This window comes from Azospirillum sp. Sh1 (assembly GCF_008365135.1).
In the GTDB taxonomy this organism is placed as follows: domain Bacteria; phylum Pseudomonadota; class Alphaproteobacteria; order Azospirillales; family Azospirillaceae; genus Azospirillum; species Azospirillum oryzae.
This window is the reverse complement of record NZ_VTTK01000001.1, coordinates 493,036-518,268: the sequence shown is the minus strand read 5'-3', so window position 1 is coordinate 518,268 and position 25,233 is coordinate 493,036. Positions and strand designations below refer to the sequence as shown.

Annotated in this window: 27 protein-coding genes and 3 tRNA genes; 22 read left to right on the top strand and 8 right to left on the bottom strand. The window is 65.9% G+C overall.

Translation table 11 applies throughout. From position 1 onward, the window contains the following. Both FZ029_RS02455 and FZ029_RS02450 read left to right on the top strand, forming a co-directional pair. A tRNA-Lys gene (locus FZ029_RS02455) sits at positions 1-76 on the top strand. 23 nt (positions 77-99) lie between these two features. Then, positions 100-175: transfer RNA gene (locus FZ029_RS02450), tRNA-Lys, on the top strand. 78 nt (positions 176-253) lie between these two features. Here FZ029_RS02450 and FZ029_RS02445 read toward each other — a convergent pair. The 3 genes from FZ029_RS02445 to FZ029_RS02435 form a co-directional block, all read right to left on the bottom strand. Then, on the bottom strand, positions 254-685 hold the full coding sequence (locus FZ029_RS02445; RefSeq protein WP_149267864.1) for a hemerythrin family protein: 432 nt from the start codon (positions 683-685) through the stop codon (positions 254-256). A 105-nt stretch (positions 686-790) separates the two neighbouring features. After that, complete coding sequence (locus FZ029_RS02440) at positions 791-2,605, bottom strand: M3 family oligoendopeptidase (RefSeq protein ID WP_149267863.1); 1,815 nt, start codon at positions 2,603-2,605, stop codon at positions 791-793. A gap of 78 nt (positions 2,606-2,683) precedes the next feature. Further along, positions 2,684-3,610 (bottom strand): LysR family transcriptional regulator ArgP, encoded by a 927-nt coding sequence (locus tag FZ029_RS02435; protein ID WP_149267862.1) that lies wholly within the window; start codon positions 3,608-3,610, stop codon positions 2,684-2,686. Positions 3,611-3,707: 97 nt separating this feature from the next. Here FZ029_RS02435 and FZ029_RS02430 point away from each other — a divergent pair, with 97 nt between their 5' ends. After that, the gene (locus tag FZ029_RS02430) at positions 3,708-4,334 is read left to right on the top strand and encodes a LysE/ArgO family amino acid transporter (protein ID WP_149267861.1); all 627 of its coding nucleotides are present in this window, start codon (positions 3,708-3,710) and stop codon (positions 4,332-4,334) included. On the opposite strand, the gene FZ029_RS02425 is transcribed toward FZ029_RS02430, so the two are convergent. Beyond that, positions 4,331-5,263, bottom strand: a complete 933-nt coding sequence (locus FZ029_RS02425; RefSeq protein WP_149267860.1) for an NAD(P)/FAD-dependent oxidoreductase — start codon at positions 5,261-5,263, stop codon at positions 4,331-4,333. The genes FZ029_RS02430 and FZ029_RS02425 overlap by 4 nt on opposite strands. Before the next feature lie 157 nt (positions 5,264-5,420). Here FZ029_RS02425 and FZ029_RS02420 point away from each other — a divergent pair, with 157 nt between their 5' ends. After that, the gene (locus FZ029_RS02420; protein ID WP_149267859.1) at positions 5,421-5,858 is read left to right on the top strand and encodes an Rrf2 family transcriptional regulator; all 438 of its coding nucleotides are present in this window, start codon (positions 5,421-5,423) and stop codon (positions 5,856-5,858) included. Between the two features lie 9 nt (positions 5,859-5,867). On the opposite strand, the gene FZ029_RS02415 is transcribed toward FZ029_RS02420, so the two are convergent. Beyond that, complete coding sequence (locus FZ029_RS02415; RefSeq protein ID WP_109074006.1) at positions 5,868-6,233, bottom strand: hypothetical protein; 366 nt, start codon at positions 6,231-6,233, stop codon at positions 5,868-5,870. A 92-nt stretch (positions 6,234-6,325) separates the two neighbouring features. On the opposite strand from FZ029_RS02415, the gene FZ029_RS02410 reads away from it, so the two are divergent. Both FZ029_RS02410 and FZ029_RS02405 read left to right on the top strand, forming a co-directional pair. After that, positions 6,326-6,796, top strand: coding sequence for a DUF3574 domain-containing protein (locus tag FZ029_RS02410; protein WP_149267858.1), 471 nt, complete (start codon positions 6,326-6,328; stop codon positions 6,794-6,796). Between the two features lie 198 nt (positions 6,797-6,994). Next, the gene (locus tag FZ029_RS02405) at positions 6,995-8,932 is read left to right on the top strand and encodes a propionyl-CoA synthetase (protein ID WP_149267857.1); all 1,938 of its coding nucleotides are present in this window, start codon (positions 6,995-6,997) and stop codon (positions 8,930-8,932) included. 56 nt (positions 8,933-8,988) lie between these two features. Here FZ029_RS02405 and FZ029_RS02400 read toward each other — a convergent pair whose 3' ends face one another. After that, positions 8,989-9,642, bottom strand: a complete 654-nt coding sequence (locus FZ029_RS02400) for a DsbA family oxidoreductase (protein WP_149267856.1) — start codon at positions 9,640-9,642, stop codon at positions 8,989-8,991. A gap of 167 nt (positions 9,643-9,809) precedes the next feature. Here FZ029_RS02400 and FZ029_RS02395 point away from each other — a divergent pair, with 167 nt between their 5' ends. Continuing rightward, complete coding sequence (locus FZ029_RS02395; protein ID WP_149267855.1) at positions 9,810-10,268, top strand: hypothetical protein; 459 nt, start codon at positions 9,810-9,812, stop codon at positions 10,266-10,268. Positions 10,269-10,272: 4 nt separating this feature from the next. Here the strand turns inward: FZ029_RS02395 and FZ029_RS02390 are convergent, their stop codons facing one another. Together FZ029_RS02390 and FZ029_RS02385 are read right to left on the bottom strand one after the other, a co-directional pair. Then, positions 10,273-10,710, bottom strand: coding sequence for a hypothetical protein (locus FZ029_RS02390; RefSeq protein WP_149267854.1), 438 nt, complete (start codon positions 10,708-10,710; stop codon positions 10,273-10,275). A gap of 107 nt (positions 10,711-10,817) precedes the next feature. After that, positions 10,818-11,105, bottom strand: coding sequence for a hypothetical protein (locus FZ029_RS02385; RefSeq protein WP_247892107.1), 288 nt, complete (start codon positions 11,103-11,105; stop codon positions 10,818-10,820). A 165-nt stretch (positions 11,106-11,270) separates the two neighbouring features. Between FZ029_RS02385 and FZ029_RS02380 the strand changes: the two genes are divergently transcribed. From FZ029_RS02380 to FZ029_RS02310, 15 genes are all read left to right on the top strand, one after another. Beyond that, positions 11,271-11,498: a hypothetical protein gene (locus FZ029_RS02380; protein ID WP_085089951.1), complete on the top strand. Its 228-nt coding sequence runs from the start codon at positions 11,271-11,273 to the stop codon at positions 11,496-11,498. A gap of 201 nt (positions 11,499-11,699) precedes the next feature. Then, a tRNA-Asp gene (locus FZ029_RS02375) sits at positions 11,700-11,776 on the top strand. A gap of 314 nt (positions 11,777-12,090) precedes the next feature. Further along, positions 12,091-12,459 (top strand): NADH-quinone oxidoreductase subunit A, encoded by a 369-nt coding sequence (locus tag FZ029_RS02370; RefSeq protein ID WP_149267853.1) that lies wholly within the window; start codon positions 12,091-12,093, stop codon positions 12,457-12,459. Beyond that, positions 12,450-12,995: an NADH-quinone oxidoreductase subunit B gene (locus tag FZ029_RS02365; protein WP_174470176.1), complete on the top strand. Its 546-nt coding sequence runs from the start codon at positions 12,450-12,452 to the stop codon at positions 12,993-12,995. The genes FZ029_RS02370 and FZ029_RS02365 overlap by 10 nt, the downstream gene beginning before the upstream one ends. A 96-nt stretch (positions 12,996-13,091) precedes the next feature. Then, a complete protein-coding gene (locus FZ029_RS02360; RefSeq protein WP_109074000.1) occupies positions 13,092-13,721 on the top strand; it encodes an NADH-quinone oxidoreductase subunit C in 630 nt (209 codons plus the stop codon). Between the two features lie 53 nt (positions 13,722-13,774). Next, positions 13,775-14,992, top strand: coding sequence for an NADH-quinone oxidoreductase subunit D (locus FZ029_RS02355; protein ID WP_174757381.1), 1,218 nt, complete (start codon positions 13,775-13,777; stop codon positions 14,990-14,992). Beyond that, positions 14,989-15,615, top strand: a complete 627-nt coding sequence (gene nuoE / locus FZ029_RS02350; RefSeq protein WP_149267852.1) for an NADH-quinone oxidoreductase subunit NuoE — start codon at positions 14,989-14,991, stop codon at positions 15,613-15,615. The genes FZ029_RS02355 and nuoE overlap by 4 nt, the downstream gene beginning before the upstream one ends. A gap of 16 nt (positions 15,616-15,631) precedes the next feature. Then, on the top strand, positions 15,632-16,921 hold the full coding sequence (gene nuoF, locus FZ029_RS02345) for an NADH-quinone oxidoreductase subunit NuoF (protein WP_109151176.1): 1,290 nt from the start codon (positions 15,632-15,634) through the stop codon (positions 16,919-16,921). 15 nt (positions 16,922-16,936) lie between these two features. Then, positions 16,937-19,000, top strand: coding sequence for an NADH-quinone oxidoreductase subunit NuoG (gene nuoG, locus FZ029_RS02340; protein ID WP_149267851.1), 2,064 nt, complete (start codon positions 16,937-16,939; stop codon positions 18,998-19,000). Then, positions 18,993-20,003 (top strand): NADH-quinone oxidoreductase subunit NuoH, encoded by a 1,011-nt coding sequence (gene nuoH / locus FZ029_RS02335; protein WP_149198179.1) that lies wholly within the window; start codon positions 18,993-18,995, stop codon positions 20,001-20,003. The genes nuoG and nuoH overlap by 8 nt, the downstream gene beginning before the upstream one ends. Before the next feature lie 108 nt (positions 20,004-20,111). Then, positions 20,112-20,600, top strand: coding sequence for an NADH-quinone oxidoreductase subunit NuoI (gene nuoI / locus FZ029_RS02330; RefSeq protein WP_014248411.1), 489 nt, complete (start codon positions 20,112-20,114; stop codon positions 20,598-20,600). 18 nt (positions 20,601-20,618) lie between these two features. Beyond that, the gene (locus FZ029_RS02325; RefSeq protein ID WP_149198180.1) at positions 20,619-21,233 is read left to right on the top strand and encodes an NADH-quinone oxidoreductase subunit J; all 615 of its coding nucleotides are present in this window, start codon (positions 20,619-20,621) and stop codon (positions 21,231-21,233) included. Positions 21,234-21,235: 2 nt separating this feature from the next. After that, positions 21,236-21,544 carry an NADH-quinone oxidoreductase subunit NuoK gene (gene nuoK / locus FZ029_RS02320; protein WP_014248409.1) on the top strand — a complete coding sequence of 103 codons (309 nt, stop codon included), beginning with the start codon at positions 21,236-21,238 and terminating at the stop codon, positions 21,542-21,544. A gap of 9 nt (positions 21,545-21,553) precedes the next feature. Continuing rightward, entirely contained in the window at positions 21,554-23,668 is a 2,115-nt protein-coding gene (gene nuoL / locus FZ029_RS02315; protein WP_149267850.1) for an NADH-quinone oxidoreductase subunit L, read from the top strand. A gap of 25 nt (positions 23,669-23,693) precedes the next feature. Beyond that, positions 23,694-25,220 carry an NADH-quinone oxidoreductase subunit M gene (locus FZ029_RS02310; protein ID WP_149198182.1) on the top strand — a complete coding sequence of 509 codons (1,527 nt, stop codon included), beginning with the start codon at positions 23,694-23,696 and terminating at the stop codon, positions 25,218-25,220. Positions 25,221-25,233: the final 13 nt, after the last annotated feature.

Sequence of the window (25,233 nt, the reverse complement as noted above, 5' to 3'; positions counted from 1 at the left end):
GGGCGCATAGCTCAGTTGGTAGAGCAGCTGACTCTTAATCAGCGGGTCCAAGGTTCGAGTCCTTGTGCGCCCACCATCTCTTGAACATTTCCTACGGATGGGCGCATAGCTCAGTTGGTAGAGCAGCTGACTCTTAATCAGCGGGTCCAAGGTTCGAGTCCTTGTGCGCCCACCATCCATAAGGGGCTGGAACCGAGCAGGTTCCGGCCCCTTTCCATTTCCGGGGTTCTGTTGGGGGCGAGATGCCCCCTCCTCACCTCTCTGCCTGGGCCAGGAAATCCGCGGTCACCCGGTCCATCGTCGCCAGATGGGTGTGGAACCAGTCGGGGAAGTGCTCGGTCACATACAGGCGGGCGCGGGCCTCATTGCCCTCCTCCAGTTCGGCTTCCAGGGTTGCGACCACCTTCAGGACGCGGGCGTGCTCGTCCTTGTGGCAATGCAGGGCGAAAAAGCCGTGCTGGGTCATCAGCGCGTTCTCGCGGGCGAAATGCTCGCGCAGATGCTTGGCGAAGGCGGCGAAGGGGGCCTGAAGCTGGCCGGCCGGCGCGTCGCAGGCCGCCTGAAGCAGGGCGACCGAATCGACATGGTCGCGGTCCATGACCTCATAGCCGAGCATGGGGACATTGGCAGTGGGGGCGGCAGTGGGGGCGGCAGTAGGGGCGGCGGGCGTGGTCGTCGCAAGCATGATGTTCGCTTCCAAAAAAGATGGCCTTCGGAGACGACGCTCCGAAGGCCACCATACCCGCACGCCGGTCAGGGTTTCTTGACGGCGGTCAAGACACCCGAATCGTCAGCTTTTCGCCTCGCCGGCCTCAAGCTCGTCGATGAAGCCGCGGATGACGCCGAGCCCCTTCTGCCAGAAGGCGGGGTCGGAGGCGTCGAGGCCGAAGGGGGCCAGCAGCTCCTTGTGGCGCAGCGTGCCGCCGGCCGACAGCATGGCCAGATACTTCTCGGCGAAGCCCTGCTCGGCATCCTGATAGACCGCGTAGAGCGAGTTCACCAGGCAGTCGCCGAAGGCATAGGCGTAGACGTAGAAGGGCGAGTGGATGAAGTGGGGGATGTAGGACCAGTAATGCCGGTATCCCTCGTCGAAACGCAACGCCGGGCCCAGGCTTTCGATCTGCACCGCCATCCAGATTTCGCCGATCCGTTCCGGCGTCAGTTCGCCCTCGCGCCGTTCGGTGTGGACACGGCGTTCGAAATCGAAGAAGGCGATCTGGCGAACCACCGTGTTCAGCATGTCCTCGACCTTGCCGGCCAGCATGATGCGGCGGCGTTTCGGGTCGGACTCCGCCGCCAGCAGGGCGCGGAAGGTCAGCATCTCGCCGAACACCGACGCGGTTTCCGCCAGCGTCAGCGGGGTATCGGACAGGAAGTGACCTTGGCGGCCGGCCAGGATCTGGTGGACGCCGTGCCCCAGCTCATGGGCCAGCGTCATCACATCGCGCGTCTTGCCCTGGTAATTGACCAGCAGATAGGGATGGACGCTGGGCACGGTCGGGTGGGCGAAGGCGCCCGGTGCCTTGCCGGGCCGGACCGGGGCGTCGATCCAGGGGTTGTCGAAGAAGCGTTTTCCTAAGCTGGCGAGGTCGGGGGAGAAGCGGCCATAGGCGCCCAGCACGATGTCGCGCGCCTCGTCCCAGGGGATGCTGCGGTCGGCATCTTCCGGCAGGGGGGCGTTGCGGTCCCAGTAATCCAGATGGTCCTGGCCGAACCATTTCGCCTTCATCGCGTAATAGCGGTGCGACAGCTCCGGATAGGCGCCCTTGACGGCGGAGACCAGCGCGTCGACGACTTCATCCTCGACCCGGTTTGACAGGTTACGGGCGGAGGTCGGCGTCGGATAGTTGCGCCAGTCGTCCTCGATCTCCTTGTCCTTGGCCAGCGTGTTGGTGATCAGCGAGAACAGCCGCGCATTCTCGCCCAGCACCTTGCCCACCGCTTCGCCGGCCTCGCGGCGGACGGCGGGATTGCGGTCGGACAAACGGTTCAGCGCCTCCGCACAGGTGAGGTCCTTGCCGCCCATGGGAAAGCGCAGGCTGGCGATGGTCTCGTCGAACAGGCGGTTCCAGGCGGCGCGGCCGACCACGTGCTTTTCGTGCAGCAGCCGCTCGATCTCGTCGGACAGCTGGTGGTCGCGGTAAAGGCGGACGTCGCGCAGCCACGGCTCGTAATGGCGCAGCGCCGCCGAAGCCTTGTGCTTGGCCGCCAGATCCTTTTCGTCCAGCCGGTTGATCTCCAGCGTGAAGAAGATCAGGTGGGCGGAGATGTCGTTCACCCGCTCCTGCGCCGACTGGTAGAACTTGGCGATGGCCGGGTCGATCATGTTGCCGTTGTAGACCAGCCCGGCATAGGACATGACGCGCGACAGCGTCTCGTCGATGTCCTCATAGGTGTGGATCGCCGCGGCCAGATCGTCGCCGTTCAGCGCCGCCAGCTTGCCGGCATAGCGCTCGCGGAAAGCCTTGCACTCCCGCTCCATCCGGTCGAGGTCGGTCTTCAGCTCCGGCGACTCGGTGCCGGGATAGAGGTCGCTCAGGTCCCAGGTGGGAAGCGCACCCAGATCGGGGGTGTCGTTTGCGGCCGTGGCGGCGCTGCTGGTCATCGAGTCCCTCCAGAGATTGGTTGGATCCATATAAGCGCGCACTCGGCGCGGGCAAAGCCTTCATCAGGCGGGCGGGCATCAGGCGGGCGGGCTTCCTGCCACGCCGCCGATGGGTTGCAGGGCTCGCCGTCCGGCATTCAGGACCGCGCGCGACAGCTCGGCCAGCGCGGTGCCGGCGATGCGGCTCTGTTGCCAATAGAGCGGCACGTCCAGCGGCCGGTCTGGCACCAGCTCCACCAGACGGCCGGCCGCCAGATGGTCGGCCACCAGCGGGTCGGGGTTCATTCCCCATCCCAGCCCGGCCAGCGCCCCGTCGACAAAGGCGTGGGTGGAGGGCAGCCAATGGGTGGGCGGGGTGGGCACCGGCGCCGACCCGTGATCGCTCAGCACCAGACGCAGCCACTGTGCCTGCAACTGGTCCTTGCGGTTGAAGGTCAGGCAGGGTGCGGTGGCGAGGTTTTCTGCCGTCACCCCGTCGGCGAAATGGCGGCGCAGATACTCCGGGCTGGCGGTGGCGCGGTAGCGGAGTGCGCCGAGCGGATGGCTGTTGCAGCCGGGGACCGGCGTCGCGCTGGCGGTGACGGCGGCCAGCACCTCGCCCTTGCGCAGCCATTCGGCGCTGTGGTCCTGGTCGTCCAGCACCAGATCGAACAGGCAGCCGGGCGTTTCCTCCATCGCCGCGACGAACCATGTGGCGAGGCTGTCGGCATTCACCGCGATTCGCAAGGTGACCGGACCATCCGCCGGGCTCAGCCCCGGCAGGGTGCCGCGCAGTTCGCTTTCCAGCAGCGCCACCTGCTCCACATGCTGACACAGGCGCTGGCCGGCGGCGGTGCCGGTGCAGGGCTGGCCGCGCACGACCAGGATGGTGCCCAGCCGTTCCTCCAGCAGCTTCACCCGCTGCGACACCGCCGATGGGGTGACGTGCAGCTGCCGGGCGGCTCGCTCGAAGCTGCCGGTGCGGATCACGGCGGCCAGCGCCATCAGCAGCGGGTAGTCCAACATGATTTAGTCCTGCTTAATCACGGCAAGAAGGATTAAGTACGGCAAAGGAGCGCGAGGTGGTAGCGGATTGACATCCGCCGACTCCGGAGCCGCCGAGATGACCGACTTTTCCCCCGCCGCCCTGATGCCTGCCTTCCTGCCGGGCCTGTTCCTGGGTTTCAGCCTGATCGTCGCCATCGGGGCGCAGAACGCCTTCGTGCTGCGTCAGGGCCTGCGCAACGAGCATGTGCTGGTGATCTGCGCCACCTGTGCGCTGTCCGACGCCGTGCTGATCCTGGCGGGGGTGAGCGGATTCGCCACCGTCGCGGCGCGCTGGCCCTGGCTGGAACCGCTGATGCGCTATGCCGGCGCCGCCTTCCTGCTGGTCTATGGCCTGCGCAGCGCACGGTCGGCATGGGCCGGCGGCAGCGGGCTGAACCCGGCCGATCGCGAGCCGGGCGGGCTGTTGCCGGCACTGCTGACCTGTCTGGCGCTGACCTGGCTGAACCCGCATGTCTATCTGGACACGGTGGTTCTGGTCGGCTCCGTTTCCGCCCGCTTCGCCGAGGCAAGGGGCGCCTTCGCGCTGGGGGCGATGACGGCCTCCTTCCTGTTCTTCTTCGCGCTCGGCTATGGCGCCCGGCTGCTGCGCCCTCTGTTCGCCCGGCCCGCCGCCTGGCGGGTAATGGACGGCGTCATCGCCCTGGTGATGTGGGCGATCGCGGCGGGCCTGCTGATCGGTTAGGAGCGGGCGAACAAGGCGTCGTCCTCACAGAACAGCAGCGACCGGTGCAGCGCCGTTCCGGCGATCGTGCCGGCGCCGACGGCCAGCGCCACCGATCCCGCGGCCCGTGCCGCATCGCCGCAGGCGAAGACGCCGGGGATGCTGGTTTCCTGCATCGCATCGACACGGATATGAGTGCCGAGCGGCCCGTCTTCGGTCGCACACCCGAGCTGTGCGGCCAGCGGGCTTGCAACGCGGCTTCGCGGCAGCACGAACAGTCCGGCGAAAGGCAGTGTGCGTCCGTCGGCGAGCGAGATCTCCGGTGGATCCCCGTCGATCCCGCTGATGAGTGCGGTCTCGACGGTCACCCCGCGCCGGGCCAGATGGGCCGACTGATCGGCGTCGGGTTCGAACGCCGCGTTCAGGAGCAGTGTCGTCGGCCCCCAATCCGGCAGCATCAGCGCGTGGTGCATGGATTGCCCGGACACGGCGACGACGCCGATACGGCCTTGCATCAGCTCATAGCCGTGGCAGTAGGGACAATGGAAGACGGACCGTCCCCAACCTTCAGCCAGACCGGGAATCGCCGGCAGCTCGTCGACCACGCCGACGGCGATCAGCAGCCGGCGCCCTCTGTAGGCGATGCCGTCCTGGTCGATGATTTGAAATCCCTCGCCCGTCCTGGCGGCCTCTCCGGCCCGGCCGGTCATCCAGGTGACGGTCGGATAGCGCATCAACTGGTCGCGGGCTTCCGAGGCGATTTCTCCCGGCGGACGGCCATCCTGACCGAGGAAGCCATGCGAGTGGCTGGCGAAGCGGTTGCGCCGCAGTCCCTCATCCACCACCAGCACCCGGCGTCGGGCACGGGCCAGCTGCAGCGCGGCGGCGATGCCGGCATAGCTGCCGCCGACGATGATGGCGTCATAGGTCGTCGTGTCGTATCCGTTCATACCTGTGCCTTTCCACGGATTGACCGGGCGCGCCGTTCGTGTCCGATCACGACACACGATAAGTTACATGAAAGGGGATGGTCAATGTGCCATGTAACTTATGAAGTGGCCTGAGTCGGCCGTCCGCCCGGCGTCACACCGAAGGAACCGATCACCGATGAGACAGGACAGCCGCCTTTCCCGCATGCTGCATGTGCTGCTCCACATGGACCGGCATGACGGCGCGCTGACGTCGGATGCGATCGCCGAGATGCTGAACACGAATCCGGTGGTCATCCGCCGGACCATGGCGGGGCTGCGCGAGGCCGGCCATGTGCGGTCGGAAAAGGGCCATGGCGGCGGCTGGCGGCTGGCACGGCCGCTCGACGGGATCACCCTGCTGGACATTCACCGCGCATTGGGGGAACCGGGAATCTTCGCCATCGGTCCAACGGCGGACGAGCCGAGTTGCCTGGTGGAGCAGGCCGTCAATGCCGCCCTCGACGGGGCATTGCGTGAGGCGGAGGCGGTGCTTGTCCGCCATCTCGGCCAAGTGACGCTCGCCGATCTCGCGGCCGATTTCGATCGGCGCATGAGGGCACTGGGGAAGTGCTGAGCGCGGAGTCTAGCCCGCTTTGGGCGTCTCCCCCTCCTGCGCCCGCCGGATCGCCGCTTCCACGCATTGCAGATGCAGCTTCTTGCGGGCGAGCTGGCGGGCGCGGCGCTCCTCCAGGTCGGTGGTCGCCATCGCCTCGATGATGCAGCCGCGCCAGCCGTTGGCGTCCAGGGCGCGGGCGACCTCGGCATAGCCGAAATAGCCCTTGTCCGGCTGTTCCCAGGGCGCACGGAAATCGGCGCGGCGCAGGACGAAGCGGTTGGACTGGCTGCCGCCGCCCAGATTGGTGAGACGGGCCACGATCAGGCGCTCGCCGTTGCCGTGAACGACGGTCAGGATCGGGCGAATCCCGGTGATGGGTGGATCGACGGCCATGTTCCATGCATAACGGTCCAGGGGCGTCCTGACCAGAGCGTCGCTGATCGCACTGCCGACGCTTCCTCTCGCGCCCGAATGGAGAATCGCCCATGCGTCTCTTCAACCGTCCCGTCCTGCATCATGGTCCCGGCCTGTCGTCCGCCGTCCTTTCGCTCCTTCTGCTGACCGGCCCCGCCGCGGCCCAGCTGGCGCCCGCGCCGGCGGCGTCGCCGACGGTGTGCGAGGCCTATGCGGCCGGCGCGATGATCGAGGCGCAATTGTTCTTCGGACGCAACATCGGCAACGAGCTTGGCGTCAGCGATCGCGAATGGACCGACTTTCTCGACCGGGAGGTGACGCCGCGCTTTCCCAACGGGCTGACCGTCGTCGATGCCTCCGGCCACTGGCGCGACATCCAGACCGGCCATCTGGTGCGGGAGCCCAGCAAAATCCTCACGCTGCTGGCCGATGGCGACCCGGCGACGCTACGGCTGATCCACGAAATCGTCGATCTGTACAAGGACCGCTTCCACCAACAGTCGGTCGGTCTGGCCATCCGGCCGGTGTGCGTTTCCTTCTGAAGCGGCAGGGCTATTCCAATTCCCGGAACTTCGTTTCACGAATGGGGAATGCGACAGCTCGCCGCACCCCCGACCTTCAGACATTTGCCTGCACTTATGCTTTTGTCGCAGATTGTGGAGGCTGCGTAGCGGATCGTTTCGCGGCCAAGAGGAAATACGCACCGAATAGTACTAAAATAGAACGAGGGACGCCCTGCCATGAGCGCGATCGCCAGCACCGCCACTGCCGAGCTTTTCGACCAGATGCATGCCCGCTCCTTGTCGGACCCGGCCGGGTTCTGGGGAGAGGCGGCGAAGGACATCTCCTGGTACAAGCCATGGGACAAGGTGCTGGACGACAGCAACGCGCCCTTCTACCGCTGGTTCACCGGCGGGGAGCTGAACACCTGCTACAACGCGGTGGACCGCCATGTGGAAGGCGGGCGCGGCGCCCAGGCCGCGATCATCTATGACAGCCCGGTCACCCAGACCGTCCAGACCATCACCTATGCCGAGTTGCAGGAGCAGGTCGCCCGCTTCGCCGGCGCGCTGCGCGCCCAGGGTGTGGAGAAGGGCGACCGCGTCCTCCTCTACATGCCGATGATCCCGCAGTCGCTGGTCGCCATGCTGGCCTGCGCCCGTCTGGGCGCGGTGCATTCGGTGGTGTTCGGCGGCTTCGCCCCGCACGAGCTGGCGACCCGCATCGACGACGCCAAGCCGAAGGCCATCGTTTCGGCCTCCTGCGGCATCGAGCCGAACCGCGTCGTCAAGTACAAGCCGATGCTGGACGCCGCCATCGAGCAGTCGGCCCACAAGCCGGCCAGCGTCATCGTCTGGCAGCGCCCGCAGGAAACCGCCACGCTGATCGAAGGCCGCGACGTCGACTGGGCCGAGGCGGTGGCGAAGGCCGAACCGGCGGAATGCGTGCCCGTCAAGGCGACCGACCCGCTCTATATCCTCTACACCTCCGGCACGACCGGCCAGCCCAAGGGCGTGGTTCGCGACAACGGCGGCCATGCGGTGGCCCTGCGCTGGACCATGACCAACATCTACAACGTCAAGCCGGGCGAGGTGTATTGGGCGGCCTCGGACGTGGGTTGGGTCGTCGGCCACTCCTACATCGTCTATGCGCCGCTGCTGACCGGCTGCACCACCGTGGTGTTCGAGGGCAAGCCGGTCGGCACCCCCGATCCGGGCACCTTCTGGCGCGTGATCGAGCAGCACAAGGTCGGCACGCTGTTCACCGCCCCCACCGCCTTCCGCGCCATCAAGCGCGAGGATCCGGACGCCAATTACCTGAAGAAGTACGACCTGTCGCACTTCCGCGCCCTGTTCCTGGCCGGCGAGCGCTCCGATCCCGACACGCTGCATTGGGCCGAGGACAATCTGCACGTCCCGGTGATCGACCACTGGTGGCAGACCGAGACCGGCTGGGCGATCTCCGGCAACCCGCTGGGCGTCCACCTGTTCCCGATCAAGTACGGCTCCGCCACCCGGCCGATGCCGGGCTGGGACGTGCGGGTGCTGAACGCCGAACTGAAGGAGGTTCCGCGCGGCGACATCGGCGCCATCTGCGTCAAGCTGCCGCTGCCTCCCGGCACGCTGCCGACGCTGTGGAATGCCGACGAGCGCTTCAAGAAGTCCTACCTCGCCGATTACCCCGGCTACTACCAGACCGGCGATGCCGGCTTCGTCGACGATGACGGCTATGTCTATGTCATGGCCCGCACCGACGACATCATCAACGTCGCCGGCCACCGCCTGTCGACCGGCGCCATGGAAGAGGTGCTGTCGAGCCACAAGGACGTCGCCGAATGCGCGGTGATCGGCGTCGCCGACGACCTGAAGGGGCAGGTGCCGCTGGGCTTCGTCTGCCTGAAGGCCGGCGTCACCCGTCCGCATGAGGAGATCGTCAAGGAGGTCGTCCAGCTGGTGCGCGAGCAGATCGGCCCGGTCGCCGACTTCAAGCGCGCCCTGGTGGTCGATCGTCTGCCGAAGACGCGGTCGGGCAAGATCCTGCGCGGCACCATGCAGAAGATTGCCGACAGCCAGGACTACAAGATGCCGGCGACCATCGACGATCCGGGCATCCTGCCGGAGATCGCCGACGCGCTGAAGACGCTGGGCTACGCCAAAGCCAGCAATACGCCGGCCTGACGCGCTTCATGAGAGGGGCGGCCTTCGGGCCGCCCTCTTTCATTTCGGGACCGGGATCAGCATGAGACGACCGACAGGTTTTCCGGCTCCTCGCTGCCGAGGTCGAGCAGCGGCAGGAAGCTCGCGGGTTCCTGCGCGCCGGACAGCGCGTAACGGCGATTGAAGATATAGCAGGGCACCGCCTGCAGCCCCATCTGGCGGGCCAGCGTATCGGCGGCAAGGACCGACGCCGATTCGGCATCGGTGGACAACTGGCGCCGTGTCTCGACGAAGTCCATCCCCAGACCGGCGGCGACGCTGGCCAGCGCGTCCGGGTCGCCGATGTCCACGCCCTCGACGAAATAGGCGGCGAACAGCGCATCGGCCATGGCATTGCCCAGCCCCAGGCGGCCGGCGATGCGGACCAGACGGTGCGCGTCGAAGCTGTTGGGCGTGCGCTGGATGCGGTCGAGCGCCAGCGGCAATCCGTCGCGTGCCGCCGTATCCTCCACCACCCGGTGAATCTGCCGGGCCCGCTCGGCCCCGCCGAACTTGGCGGCGAGATAGTCGTCGCGCGACATCCCGCCGCGCGGCATGTCCGGATTCAGCTGGAACGGCTGCCAACGGATTTCCGGGCGCAGGTTCGGCCGCTGCATCAGCGCCCGGTCGAGCCGGCGCTTGCCGATGTAGCACCAGGGGCAGATCAGGTCGGCGAAGGTTTCGATCAGCATGCCGCCACTATCCGCGCCTCTTCCAAATGGAGCAACCGCTTCTTCCGTCTCATCCCGCGGGCCGGAAGGGACCCGCAACCGTTTGTTAACCGAGTTGGCCCAACAGTCCTGAATAGTCCCGCCGATACTTGCAAGGTCGGCGGACACATCCCGGTGGGCGATTCCCGATGAGCAATTCCTACGTCGACGGCAAGGTGCGCGAAGCGATCCTGGCGGCCAAGGGCAGCCGGATGAATGCGCAGAAGATCCTGATGGCCTGGGCCGTCGAGGATCCCGACCTGCTGCGCGGCATCGCCCAGCCCTTCCTGAAGGCCATCGCCGCCGCCGCCATCGAACGCGCCGGCCGTCCGGCCAGCAGCAGGCCGGCCGCGCGTCCGGCCGCCGCCGGGGCGGGGGGCGGGCGTCCGTCGGCCTCCGGCCTCAGCCGCGATGCGCTCGAGAACCTGCTGAACCAGTTGGGCCGGGAGCCGGACGAACAGCCGGCTCCGCAGCGCGCAACGCCTGCCGGCAAGTCCGCGCCTGCGGGGAAGGGCGCCACCATTCACAATGCACCGGCCGGCGGGCCGAATCATGAGAAGGCGATGATGGCGATCGCCAAGGCCTTCGTCGCCAAGAAGGTGCGCTGACGCCTTACGACCCGTTGTTGGCCGTATAGGGCGTGGCGTCGTCGAACCAGCTCCGCTTGCGCGGCAGCGTACGGACGTCCGGCGGCGGACTGGCCAGCGCGGTGTTGCCGTTGCGGTAGGGATCCGGGATGTGGTGGCATTCGACGTCGGCCAGCGTGCGGTAGCAATAGACCCGCGACCGGTCGACCTCGACCTTGTCGGGGCAGTAATCGCCGTCCTTCTCGAAGCTGAGGATCGAGCAATCGCGCCCGGTGGCTGCCGACACGATATGGTCGCCTATGGTCTTCTTGGTCGCATTCAGCGTCACGACATCGGCACCCGCCGCCGCCAGCCCGAGCGGGGAGGTGCAGCCGGTCAGCGCCCACGCCGAAATCGCCAGCGACAGGACAAGCCGGGCCCGCCTGGACCCCGTTCGCGCCGCATCCCTACCTGCGCCCACCATCCTGCGATTCCTCTTGCCAAGCCCTCTTGTCTAGCAGGGGCCACCCGATCCTGCACATTGCGCGTGCCCCCGGTTAACGACCGGTGAATTCGCCGATGGGGCGTGCCTCAACGAAGCAGGGTGCAGATGCGCGCCCGGCACAGCACGACGACGAAGGCGTCCTTATCCTCGGTGCAGCCGACCTTGAAGGTTGTCGATCCTTCCCGCCCGACGGTGTAGCGAAGCACCTCGACCTTCGCCGGTGTGCAGTTGCCCATCGACTTGGCGATCTCCTTCGCTTCGGCCTGGGCGGCCGACACGTTGGCAGCCGCCATGGCGGGGCCCGCCGCCGCGAAAACGGCGACGGCCGGAAGAACGGCGACGAGACGGAAGAGAGGCGAATCGCGGAACGTCATGGCCGGACTATCGCACGGGGTAGGGCGGTTCCGGAAGGGCTGCCTCCGAAATGTCGCAGCGATGCGAATCCCGCCGCGCAGGAATGACGAAGCTGCTATTCTCGCCCGGAAATGCAAACGGGAGGGCGCCTCGCCACCCGTTGCCTGATCTGGGTGGGGAAACGCATGACCTTGAACGAACGGCGGCTCGGCGACCGCATCCTTGCCGCGCTGGAGCTGGCGCTGGAACAGAAGCATCTCGACGTTGCCGAACATCTGGCCCGCGCGCTGGAAGAGACGCTGACCCGCTTCGGCGGACCGGATGCGGTCGACCACCGCGAACTGTCCGCCGGCATGCTGCAGGCGTTCGACCGGCTGGAGGCCCTGCGTCGCGATGCCCACCGTCTGCCCTGATCGGGCGGGCGGGACATCCCGATACCGCCGGCTCCACCTTCAAAGATTTTTTTGCAATTTGGTGATTGACAGGCGGCGGCCGGGGCGACTACAAACCGCCCACCGAACGACGGGGGCCTTCAACGGTTCCGGTGAAAAACACTAAGCGGTTCAAGCCTTTGGCTGTGTGACGGCGTGGTGTTCTGAAACAAGTCGCTCTGCGCGGGTGTAGCTCAGTTGGTTAGAGCGCCGGCCTGTCACGCCGGAGGCCGCGGGTTCAAGTCCCGTCACTCGCGCCACTTCCTTTTTCAAATTGCGCGTAACGCGCCAGTATGTGCAAAGGACTCGCAAACCGCGGGTCCTTTTTCGCATGCGTATTGTCTTTCCTTTTCCCCGTTTTAAAAACGTGGTATTACCAAGCTCTCGCGCGGGGACCGGCTTGTCCTTCCGCGTGGTGAAAAGCGATTCAAAGCGCTTTCCTTGCCCACGGTCTCGGCATATATTCCGGCCCGTCTGATGGGCTAATCCAAGGCATGGCTGCCACGGCTTTGCGCTTCCGCCGATTTCCCGGCCGGAACGGCGCCCGTGGTCGTGGGCTTATGGGAGGAACGCGGTGTCGACTCCGCTGATCATTGAGTATCTTCCGATCCTGGTGTTTCTGCTGATCGGCATCGCGCTGGCGGCGGTGATGGTTGGGGCATCCTACATCATCAGCCCGAAGAACCCGGACGCCGAGAAGGTCTCCCCCTACGAATGCGGCTTCGAGCCGTTCGAGGACGCGCGCACCAAGTTCGACGTGCGGTTCTACCTGGTCTCGATCCTGTTCATCATCTTCGACCTGGAAGTCGCCTTCCTGTTCCCGTGGGCGGTTGCGCTCGGCGACATTGGGCTGTTCGGCTTCTGGTCGATGATGCTGTTCCTGGGCATCCTGACCATCGGCTTCATTTATGAGTGGAAGAAAGGAGCTCTGGAATGGGAGTAGAGGTCGCCAAGCCGCTGGCGCCGATTCCGCCCGGACCGGAACAGGACGCCTACATCCGCGCGGTCTCGGACGAGATCCAGGACAAGGGCTTCGTGCTGGCGAAGTACGAGGATCTGCTGGCCTGGGCCCGGACCGGCTCGCTGTGGCCGATGACCTTCGGTCTGGCCTGCTGCGCGGTGGAGATGATCCACGCCTACATGAGCCGGTATGACCTGGACCGTTTCGGCGTGATTCCGCGTCCCAGCCCGCGCCAGTCCGACTGCATGATCGTCGCCGGCACCCTGACCAACAAGATGGCCCCGGCGCTCCGCAAGGTCTACGACCAGATGCCGGAGCCGCGCTGGGTCATCTCGATGGGCTCCTGCGCCAACGGCGGCGGCTACTACCACTATTCCTACGCGGTGGTGCGTGGCTGCGACCGGATCGTGCCGGTGGACATCTATGTGCCCGGCTGCCCGCCGACGGCGGAGGCGCTGATTTACGGCATCCTCCAGCTCCAGAAGAAGATCAAGCGCGGCAACCGCATCGCCCGCTGATCCCAGCGGACCGGACCGGCCGGGGCCGACAAGGCTCCGGACCCGCGGACGGAAGAGAAGCGCGCTGAAGACAAGTAGGAAGGCAGGGTCCCACCCATGTCCGAACAGGCGTTGAAGGAACTCGGGGACGTCATCGCCGCCAAGATCGGCGGCGACGTCCTAAAGGTCGAGGTGAGGCTCGGCGAATTGATGGTGACGGTCAAACGGCCGGCCATCCTGGCGGTGCTGACCGCGCTGCGCGACGACCCGGCCACCCGGTTCGAGCAGCTGACCGACATCACCGCGGTCGATTACCCGGACCGCGCGGAGCGGTTCGAGGTCGTCTACCAGCTGCTCAGCTACACCCACAACCGGCGCATGCGCGTGAAGCTGGCCACCGACGAGGACACGCCCGTCCCGTCGGCCGTTGCCGTCTTCAGCGCCGCGAACTGGTTCGAGCGCGAGGTGTGGGACCTGTTCGGCATCTTCTTCGAGAACCATCCGGACCTGCGCCGCATCCTCACCGACTACGGGTTCGAGGGTCACCCCTTCCGCAAGGACTTCCCGCTGACCGGCTACGTCGAAGCCCGCTACGACGAGGACCAGAAGCGCGTGATCTACGAGCCGGTCCGTCTGACCCAGGATTTCCGCGCCTTCGACTTCCTCAGCCCGTGGGAAGGCATGACCAACGTCATGCTGCCCGGCGATGAGAAGGCGGCCCTCCAGGACGGGAGCAAGAAGCCGTGAGCATGACCGTTTCGACCGAATCGGCGACCGGCGTCGTCTCGACTGGTCCGGCTATGACTGGTCTGGGCGGGGCGATCAGCGCCTCCGGTCCGGAGACCAAGACGCAGATCAAGCCCTACACGATGAATTTCGGGCCGCAGCACCCGGCCGCCCACGGCGTGCTCCGTCTGGTGATGGAGCTGAACGGCGAGGTGGTGGAGCGTTGCGATCCGCACATCGGCCTGCTGCACCGCGGCACCGAAAAGCTGATCGAGTACAAGACCTACATCCAGGCCGTGCCGTATTTCGACCGTCTGGACTATGTCAGCCCGATGTGCATGGAGCACGCCTATGTGCTCGGCATCGAGAACCTGCTGCAGATCAAGGCGCCGCTGCGTGCCCAGTACATCCGCGTGCTGTTCTCGGAAATCACGCGCATCCTGAACCACATCCTGTCGATCACGACCGGTGCGCTGGACGTCGGCGCGATCACCCCGGCGCTGTGGGGCTTCGAGGAACGCGAAATCCTCATGGAGTTCTACGAGCGCGTGTCGGGTGCCCGTCTGCACGCCAACTATTTCCGGCCGGGCGGCGTCGCCTGGGACATCCCGGACGGCCTGCTGGACGACATCTGGGCCTTCACCGAGCGTTTTCCGAAGTTCATGGACGACCTCGAAGGCCTGCTGACCGAGAACCGCATCTTCAAGCAGCGCACGGTCGACATCGGCATCGTCACCAAGGAGCAGGCGCTCGACTGGGCTTTCACCGGCCCGATGCTGCGCGGCTCCGGCGTCGCCTGGGACCTGCGCAAGTCGCAGCCCTACGAGGTCTATGACCGCATGGAGTTCGACGTCCCGGTCGGCCTGACCGGCGACTGCTGGGCGCGCTATCTGGTCCGCATGGAGGAGATGAAGCAGTCGCTGCGCATCATCCGCCAGTGCTGCAAGGAGATGCCGGCCGGTCCCTACAAGATCGAGGACCGCAAGGTGTCCCCGCCGCCGCGCGGCGAGATGAAGCGCTCGATGGAAGCGCTGATCCACCACTTCAAGCTCTTCACTGAGGGCTTCCACGTTCCCGCCGGCGAGACCTACACCGCCATCGAGGCGCCCAAGGGCGAGTTCGGCGTGTATCTGGTGTCCGACGGCACCAACAAGCCCTACCGCTGCAAGATCCGCGCGCCGGGCTTCGCCCATCTTCAGGGCCTGGACTTCATGTCGAAGGGTCACATGCTGGCCGACGCCGTCGCCAACATCGCCTCGATGGACATCGTTTTCGGAGAAATCGATCGATGAGCGCGCCCGCTTCCGATCACGGCCACGCCGAGCCGACCAGCTTCACCTTCACTCCGGAAAACCTGGAGCTGGCGAAGCGAATCATCGCCAAGTACCCGCAGGGCAAGCAGGCCAGCGCCTGCATGCCGCTGCTGGACGTGGCCCAGCGCCAGAACGGCGGCTGGCTGCCGCGCGTCGCCATGGACGCCGTTGCCGACCTGCTGGGCATGCCGCGCATCCGCGTGTACGAGGTCGCGACCTTCTACACGATGTACAACAAGAATCCGGTCGGCAAGCACCACATCCAGGTGTGCACCACCACCCCCTGCTGGCTGCGCGGGTCGGACGACATCGTCCACACCTGCAAGAAGAAGCTCGGCATCGAGGTGGGCGAGACCACGGCCGACGGCCAGTTCACGCTGGGCGAGGTCGAATGCTCGGGCGCCTGCGTCAACGCGCCGGTTGTGCAGATCGGTGATGATTACTACGAAGACGTGGCCCCGGAGCATATGGAGCGCATCCTCGACGCGTTGGCGCGCGGCGAGACGCCCAAGCCCGGTTCGCAGATCGGCCGTCAGTCCTCGGAGCCGGTCGGCGGCCCGACGACGCTGAAGGCCTTTACCACCGCGCAAGCGGACGATTGAGGGGGAGGGGACAGCGATGCTTCGCGATGAGGACCGCATCTTCACCAACCTCTACGGCTACCAGGACTTCGGTCTCGAGGCGGCCCGCAAGCGCGGTGACTGGGACAACACGGCGTCCTTCCTGGCAAACGGCCGGGACTGGATCATCGATCAGGTGAAGGAATCGGGGCTGCGCGGCCGTGGCGGCGCCGGCTTCTCGACCGGCATGAAGTGGTCCTTCATGCCGAAGAACGTGACCGACAAGCCCGTCTACCTCGTCATCAACGCCGACGAGGGCGAGCCCGGCACCTGCAAGGACCGCGACATCCTGCGCCACGATCCGCACAAGCTGATCGAAGGCTGCCTGATCGCCGGTTTCGCCATCGGTGCCAGCGCCTGCTACATCTACATCCGCGGCGAGTTCTACAACGAGGGCTCCAACGTCCAACGCGCGATCGACGAGGCGTACGCGGCGGGGCTGATCGGCAAGAACGCCTGCGGCACCGGCTACAGCTACGACGTCTACATCCACCGGGGTGCGGGCGCGTATATCTGTGGCGAGGAAACCGCGCTCATCGAGTCGATCGAGGGCAAGAAGGGGCAGCCGCGCAACAAGCCGCCGTTCCCCGCCCAGGCCGGTCTCTATTCCTGCCCGACCACGGTGAACAACGTCGAATCCATCGCGGTTGTTCCCACCATCCTGCGTCGCGGCGCTTCCTGGTTCGCCGGCCTCGGCCGTCCGAAGAACTCGGGCACCAAGCTCTTCTGCATCTCCGGGCACGTCAACAATCCGTGCAACGTGGAAGAGGAGATGGGCATCCCGCTGAAGGAACTGATCGAGAAGCATGCCGGCGGCGTGCGCGGCGGCTGGGACAACCTTCTGGGCATCATCCCCGGCGGTTCGTCGGTCCCGGTCCTGCCGAAGTCGATCTGCGACACCGTCCTGATGGATTTCGACTCCTTGCGCGAAGTGCAGTCGGGCCTCGGCACCGCCGCGGTGATCGTGATGGACAAGTCCACCGACATCGTGAAGGCCATCGCCCGCCTGTCGCAGTTCTATGCGCATGAATCCTGCGGCCAGTGCACGCCGTGCCGCGAAGGCACCGGCTGGATGAGCCGCGTCATGCAGCGCATGGTCACCGGCAACGCGCGCATGGAAGAGATCGACATGCTGCTGCAGGTCACCAAGCAGGTCGAAGGCCACACCATCTGCGCGCTCGGCGACGCTGCCGCCTGGCCGATCCAGGGCCTGTTCCGCCACTTCCGCCCGGAAGTGGAACGGCGCATCCAGGCCTACCGCAACAGCGCCCCGCTGGCGGCCGAGTAAGGAGTTCCCGTTCCCATGCCGAAACTGACCATCGACGGGATCGAGATCGAGGTCGAGCCGGGCACCTCGATCCTACAGGCTTGCGAGCAGCTGGGGATCGAGATTCCGCGCTTCTGCTACCATGAGCGCCTCAGCGTGCCGGCCAACTGCCGCATGTGCCTGGTGGAGATGGAGCGCGCGCCCAAGCCGGTCGCGTCCTGCGCCATGCCCTGCGGCGACGGAATGGTCGTCCGCACCAACAGCGAGACCGTCCTGAAGGCCCGCAAGGGCGTCATGGAATTCCTGCTGATCAACCACCCGCTGGATTGCCCGATCTGCGATCAGGGCGGCGAGTGCGATCTGCAGGACCAGGCCATGGCCTATGGCTTCGACCGCGGCCGCTACGGCGAGAACAAGCGGGCGGTCAAGGACAAGTATATGGGTCCGGTCATCAAGACCATCATGACCCGTTGCATCCATTGCACCCGTTGCATCCGCTTCATCAACGAAGTGGCCGGTGTTCCCGATGTCGGCGCCGTCTATCGCGGCGAGCACATGGAGATCACCACCTTCGTCGAGAAGGCGATCGGGTCGGAGCTGTCGGGCAACCTCGCCGACGTCTGCCCGGTCGGTGCGCTGACCCACAAGCCCTACGCCTTCACGGCCCGTCCGTGGGAACTGCGCAAGACCGAGACGATCGACGTCCTCGACGCCGTCGGCTCGAACATCCGCGTCGACGCCCGCGGCGCCGAGGTGATGCGCGTCCTGCCGCGCGTCAACGACGACATCAACGAGGAGTGGCTGAACGACAAGAGCCGCTACTCCTACGACGGTCTGAAGCGTCAGCGCCTCGACCGCCCCTACATCCGCCAGAACGGCAAGCTGGTCCCGGCCAGTTGGGCCGAGGCCTTCACCGCCATCGCGGCGCGCCTGAAGGGCCTGTCCGGCAACCGCATCGCCGCCATCGCCGGCGATCTGGTCGATGTCGAGGCTCAGTTCGCGCTGAAGGAGCTGCTGTCGCGGCTCGGCTCGGCCAACCTGGATTGCCGCCAGGACGGTGCGCGGTTCGACACCTCGGTGCGCGCCGGCTACCTGTTCAACTCGGGCATCGCCGGCATCGAGAAGGCCGACGTCATCCTGCTGGTCGGCACCAACCCGCGCTGGGAAGGCACGCTGGTCAACGCCCGCATCCGCAAGCGCTATCTGGCCGGCGGCGTCACCATCGCCTCCATTGGCGAGCAGCGTGACCTGACCTATCCCTACAGCGTGATCGGCGCCGGTCCGGACACGCTGCAGCAGCTGGTCGACGGCAGCCACCCGTTCTCCGAGACGCTGCGCGCCGCCAAGAACCCGATGATCATCGTCGGCATGGGCGCCTTCCAGCGCGCCGACGGTCTCGCGGTACAGGCCGCCGCCCGTCTGGTCGGCGAGGCCTACGGCATGTTCCGCGACGACTGGAACGGCTTCAACGTCCTGCACACCGCCGCGGCGCGTGTCGGCGGCATCGAGGCCGGCTTCCTGCCGGGCGAGGGTGGTCGCGACACCCACGGCATCCTCGACGGCGCGTCGAAGGGCGAGATCGACTTCGTCTACCTGCTGGGCGCCGACGAGATCGACATGGCCAAGCTCGGCAATGCCTTCGTCGTGTACCAGGGCCACCATGGCGATGCCGGCGCCCACCGCGCCGACATCATCCTGCCGGGCGCCGCCTACACCGAGAAGAACGCGGTATACGTCAACACCGAAGGCCGTCCGCAGCTCGCCCGCCTCGCGGTCTTCCCGCCGGGCGAGGCTCGCGAGGACTGGAAGATCATCCGCGCCCTGTCGGAAGTCCTGGGCACCACGCTGCCCTTCGATACCCATGGCCAGCTGCGCCAGCGGCTGATGGCGGCGAACCCGATCTTCGGTGCGGTGGGCGAGATGACCCCGGCCAGCTGGGCGCCCTTCGGCGCGCAGGGCCCGGTCGACGCCGCCCCCTTCGTGACGCCGATCACCAACTTCTACATGACCGACCCGATCAGCCGGGCCTCGGTGACGATGGCCAACTGCACGGAAGCGCTGGTGGGCCCTGCTCAGGAGAGGACTGGCACCCATGGCTGAGTTCTGGAGCGGCTTCCTCCTGCCGCTGATCATTATGGTTCTGGAGATCCTGGCGATCACCGTGCCGCTGCTGGTGGCCGTCGCCTTCATGACCTATGCCGAGCGCAAGATCATGGGCGCGATGCAGCTGCGCCAGGGCCCGGCGATCGTCGGTCCCTTCGGCCTGATGCAGCCCTTCGCCGACGGCCTCAAGCTGTTCGCCAAGGAGCAGATCCTGCCGGAAGGCGCCAACCGCGTCGTGTTCTACATCGCGCCGATGCTGACCTTCTTCCTGGCGCTGATCGCCTGGGCGGTCATCCCGTTCGACTACGGGGTGGTGCTGTCCAACATCAACGTCGGCGTGCTGTACCTGTTCGCGATCTCCTCGCTGGGCGTGTATGGCATCGTGATGGCCGGCTGGGCCTCGAACTCGCGCTATGCCTTCCTCGGTGCGCTCCGCTCCGCGGCGCAGATGGTGTCCTACGAGGTCTCGATGGGCCTCATCATCATCACCGTGCTGCTGTGCGTCGGTTCGCTGAACCTGACCGACATCGTGCGGGCCCAGGAGACGGTCTGGTTCTGCATCCCGCTGCTGCCGATGTTCGTGATGTTCTTCATCTCGGCGCTCGCGGAAACCAACCGCGCCCCCTTCGACCTGCCGGAAGGCGAGTCGGAACTGGTCGCCGGCTTCATGGTCGAGTACAGCTCGGCTCCCTTCGCGCTCTTCTTCCTTGGCGAATACGCCAACATGATCCTGATGAGCGCGATGACGAGCATCCTGTTCCTCGGCGGCTGGCTGCCCCCGCTGCCCTTCGCGCCCTTCACCTGGGTGCCGGGCATCGTGTGGTTCGCCCTGAAGATCGCGTTCTGCCTGTTCACCTATGTCTGGGTTCGCGCCACCGTGCCGCGCTACCGCTACGACCAGCTGATGCGGCTGGGTTGGAAGGTCTTCCTGCCCCTTTCGCTGTTCTGGGTCGTGCTGACCGCCGGCGTCCTGGTGACCTTCGGCTGGCTGCCGAAGTAAACGACGGCGAAAGCCGGCAAACGAACCCACCATCGACATGTCGATTTGAGTGCCGGCGAGCCGCCCGACCAATGGGCGGCCACCGGCGAGGAAGGAGACGAAGAGGCCATGGCGTTCCTCGACCGCGCGGCGCGCAGCCTGTTCCTGACCGAGCTGCTGGGCGGCATGGCGCTGACCTTGCGCTACATGTTCAAGCCCAAGGTCACGATCAACTACCCCTATGAGAAGGGCCCCATCAGCTCCCGCTTCCGCGGCGAGCATGTGCTCCGCCGTTATGCGAACGGCGAGGAGCGCTGCATCGCGTGCAAGCTGTGCGAAGCGGTGTGCCCGGCTCTCGCCATCACCATCGAGGCCGAACCGCGTGACGACGGCAGCCGCCGCACGACGCGCTACGACATCGACATGACCAAGTGCATCTACTGCGGCCTGTGCCAGGAAGCCTGCCCGGTCGATGCGGTGGTCATGGGGCCGAACTTCGAGTTCTCCACCGAATCCCGTGAAGAGCTCTTCTACAACAAGCAGAAGCTGCTGGCGAACGGCGACCGCTGGGAGGCGGAAATCGCCCAGAACCTCGCGGCCGAGGCTCCTTACCGGTAAGCGGAAGCGAGAAAAACGATGATACTCCAAGGCATCGCCTTCTACGTGTTCGCCGCGCTGCTGGTGGCCTCCGGTGTGATGGTCATCTCGGCGCGGAACCCCGTTCATTCTGTCCTTTTCCTGATCCTCGCCTTTTTCCAGGCAGCCGGTCTTTGCCTCCTGATGGGGGCAGAGTTCATCGCGATGATCCTCGTCATCGTCTATGTCGGCGCCGTCGCCGTGCTGTTCCTGTTCGTGGTCATGATGCTCGACATCAACTTCCGCGAGCTGCGCAAGGGTGCGATGGAAGCGCTGCCGCTGGGTGCGCTGGTCGGGCTGATCCTGCTGGCCGAACTGGCCGCCGTGCTCGGCGGCTGGATCGTGGCTCCCAACGTGGCGGCCATCGCCGGCGCGCCGACCCCGGCCTTCGATCAGGTGTCGAACACCCAGGCGCTGGGCCGGCTGATGTACACGCAGTACGTCTACCTGTTCCAGGCGTCGGGCATCGTCCTGCTGATCGCCATGATCGGCGCGATCGTCCTGACGCTGCGGCACCGTCCGGGCGTGCGCAAACAGAATGTCGGCGCTCAGATTTCCCGTCGCCGGGAAGACGTGGTCGTCATTCGCAAGGTTACGACCGGGGAGGGCGTGTGATCATGGAGATCGGTCTCGGACATTACCTGACGGTCTCGGCAATCATCTTCACGCTGGGTGTGCTGGGCATCTTCCTGAACCGGAAGAACGTCATCATCATCCTGATGTCGATCGAGATGATGCTGCTGGCGGTGAACCTGAACCTCGTCGCCTTCTCGACCTTCCTGCACGATCTGGTCGGCCAGATCTTCGCCATGATCATCCTGACCGTCGCCGCCGCCGAGGCGGCCATCGGCCTCGCCATCCTGGTGGTCTACTTCCGCAACCGCGGCTCGATCCGAGTCGAAGACATCAACATGATGAAGGGCTGAGGCGGCGCCATGGAAGTGCTAGTCGTATTCCTTCCGCTCCTGGCGTTCCTCGTCGCCGGATCGATCGCGCTGTTCGGCGGGCCGAAGGCCGAGCCGGCAGCCGCGGGTCACGGAAGCCACGGTCATGACCATGACGATCACGGGCACGCCCGGATCGCCCATGCCCATGACGATCATGCCCACCACATCTCGCACGACGAGCTGGACCACGCGCACGACGACGCCCACGACGACCACCATGTCGTCGCCGGCCCGCCGACCGTGGGCGACCGCGTCTCGCAGTTCGTGACCGCGGGCGCCGTCATCGTCTCGGCAATCCTCTCCTGGATCCTGTTCTTCGACGTCGCCGTGCACGGCAATCCGCGCACGATCGAGCTGATGACCTGGATCCAGAGCGGCACGCTGGACGTGAAGTGGGCGCTGCGCGTCGACCAGCTCACTGCGGTGATGCTGATCGTCGTCAACACCGTCTCGGCCTGCGTGCACGTCTATTCCATCGGCTACATGGCCGAGGACCCGCAGAAGCCGCGTTTCATGGGCTACCTGTCGCTGTTCACCTTCGCCATGCTGATGCTGGTGACGGCCGACAATCTGGTCCAGCTGTTCTTCGGCTGGGAGGGCGTCGGTCTGGCCTCCTACCTGCTGATCAACTTCTGGTACGAGAAGCCGTCGGCGAATGCCGCCGCCATGAAGGCCTTCCTGGTCAACCGCGTCGGCGACTTCGGCTTCGCGCTCGGCATCTTCGCGATCTTCGTGCTGACCGGCTCGGTCCAGTTCGACACGATCTTCGCCAAGGCCCCGACGCTGACCGGTCAGACGCTGCATTTCCTCAGCTGGGACTTCAATGGCCTGACCATCGCCTGCCTGCTGCTGTTCATGGGCGCGATGGGCAAGTCGGCGCAGCTCGGCCTGCACACCTGGCTGCCGGACGCGATGGAAGGCCCGACCCCGGTGTCGGCACTCATCCACGCGGCCACCATGGTCACCGCCGGCGTCTTCATGGTCTGCCGCCTGTCGCCCGTCTTCGAATACGCCCCGACGGCGCTCGAGGTGGTGACGGTGGTCGGCGGCCTGACCGCCTTCGTCGCGGCGACCATCGGCTTCACCCAGTTCGACATCAAGCGCGTCATCGCCTATTCGACGATGTCGCAGCTCGGCTATATGTTCTTCGCCGCCGGTGTCTCCGCCTACGGCGCGGCCATGTTCCACCTGTTCACGCACGCCTTCTTCAAGGCCCTGCTGTTCCTCGGTGCCGGCTCGGTCATCCATGCCCTGCACCATGAGCAGGACATGCGGAAGATGGGCGGCGTCTGGCGCAAGATTCCCTTCACCTATGCGGTGATGTGGATCGGCAATCTGGCGCTCGCCGGTCTGCCCTTCTTCGCCGGCTACTATTCCAAGGACATGATCCTGGAGGCGGCCTTCGCGTCGGGCAGCGGGGTCGGGCGCTTCGCCTTCGCTCTCGGCATCGCCGCGGCGCTGCTGACCGCCTTCTACTCCTGGCGCCTGCTGTTCATGACCTTCCACGGCACGCCGCGGATGGACAAGGAAGTGTACGACCACGCTCACGAATCGCCCGTCGTCATGCTGATCCCGCTGGCGGTCCTGACGCTTGGCGCGCTGTTCGCCGGCTTCGGCTTCCACCAGTGGTTCATCGGCCACGACCGGATGGAGTTCTGGGGCAAGGCCATCATGACCCTGCACGAGCATGACGCCATCGAGGCCGCGCACCACCACACCCCGGGCTGGGTCGCCGTCGCCCCGCTGGTGGTCGGCCTGATCGGTATCGCCATGGCCTACATCGGCTATGTGATGATGCCGCGGCTGCCGGGCCGGATCGCCTCCACCTTCCGCGGCATCCACCAGTTCCTCTACAACAAGTGGTATTTCGACGAGCTGTACGATGCGCTGTTCACCCGTCCGGCCAAGGCCCTGGGCTACGGCCTGTGGAAGTCGGGCGACGGGGCGGTGATCGACGGCGTGGGTCCGGACGGCATCGCCGCCGCCACCCGCGACGTCGCGGCACGCGCCAGCCGGCTGCAGTCGGGGTACGTCTATCACTACGCCTTTGCCATGGTGATCGGGGTCGTCCTGCTCGTCGCCTGGCTGTCGGTCTTCGGCTGAGCGGTTTCGAAGGAGAACAACAACAATGGCTAGCTGGCCGATCCTGTCGTTCGCGACCTTCCTGCCGCTCGTGGGCGTCGCGCTGATCCTGCTGTTCTGCCGGGGCAATTCCCCGGACGTGCTGCGGAACGTGCGGTATATCTCGCTGTGGACGACCCTCGTCACCTTCGTCCTGACCCTGCTGGTCTGGGCCAACTTCGATCCGCGCAATCCCGGCTACCAGATGGTCGAGAAGGCGGGCTGGATCCCCGAGTTCGGCATCAACTACCACATGGGGGTCGACGGCATTTCCGTGCTGTTCGTCGTCCTCGCCGGTTTCCTGATGCCGCTGTGCATCCTGGCGAGCTGGGAGTCGGTGCAGGTCCGCCTGAAGGAATACATGATCGCCTTCCTCGCGCTGGAAACCCTGATGATCGGGATGTTCTGCGCGCTGGACTTCGTTCTGTTCTACATGTTCTTCGAAGGCGTCCTGATCCCGATGTTCCTGATCATCGGCATCTGGGGCGGTCCGCGCCGTGTCTATGCCGCCTTCAAGTTCTTCCTCTACACGCTGCTCGGCTCGGTCCTGATGCTGCTGGCGATCCTGGCCATGTACTATGTGGCCGGCACCACCGACATCCCGACCATCACCGCCACCCAGTTCCCGCGCAACATGCAGCTGTGGCTGTGGCTGGCCTTCTTCGCCTCGTTCGCGGTGAAGGTGCCGATGTGGCCGGTCCACACCTGGCTGCCGGATGCCCACGTCGAGGCGCCGACCGCCGGTTCGGTGATCCTGGCCGGCGTGCTGCTGAAGATGGGCGGGTACGGCTTCCTGCGCTTCAACATTCCGATCCTGCCGGAAGCGACCGAGTATTTCGCGCCGCTGATCTACACCCTGTCGGTCGTCGCCGTGATCTACACCTCGCTGGTCGCTCTCGCCCAGGAGGACATGAAGAAGCTGATCGCCTACTCGTCGGTCGCCCACATGGGCTTCGTCACCATCGGCATGTTCGCGCTGAACCAGCAGGGCATCGAGGGTTCGGTGTTCCAGATGCTGTCCCACGGCGTGGTGTCGGGTGCGCTGTTCCTGTGCGTCGGCGTCGTCTATGACCGGCTGCACACCCGCGAGATCGCCCGTTACGGCGGCCTCGTGAAGAACATGCCGAAATACGCGGTGGTCTTCCTGTTCATGACCATGGCCTCTGTCGGCCTGCCGGGCACCGCCGGCTTCGTCGGCGAGTTCCTGGTGCTGATGGGCGTCTTCCGCGACAACACCTGGGTTGCCGCCCTCGCCGCCACCGGCATGGTTCTCGGCGCCGCCTATGCGCTGTGGCTGTACCGCCGCGTTGTCTACGGCAAGCTGACCAAGCCGGACGTCAAGGCGATGTTCGACATAACCCCGCGCGAAATCGCGGTGTTCGTGCCGCTGATCGTTGTCGTCCTGTGGATGGGCGTCTATCCCAGCAGCTTCCTGAACGTCACCTCGGCGTCGGTCGAGCAGCTGATCCAGACCTACCAGACCAAGCTGGCCGCGTCGCACGCCGCGTCCGGTGTCTCGGTCGCCGCTCGGTAAGGGGTTCTTCGAC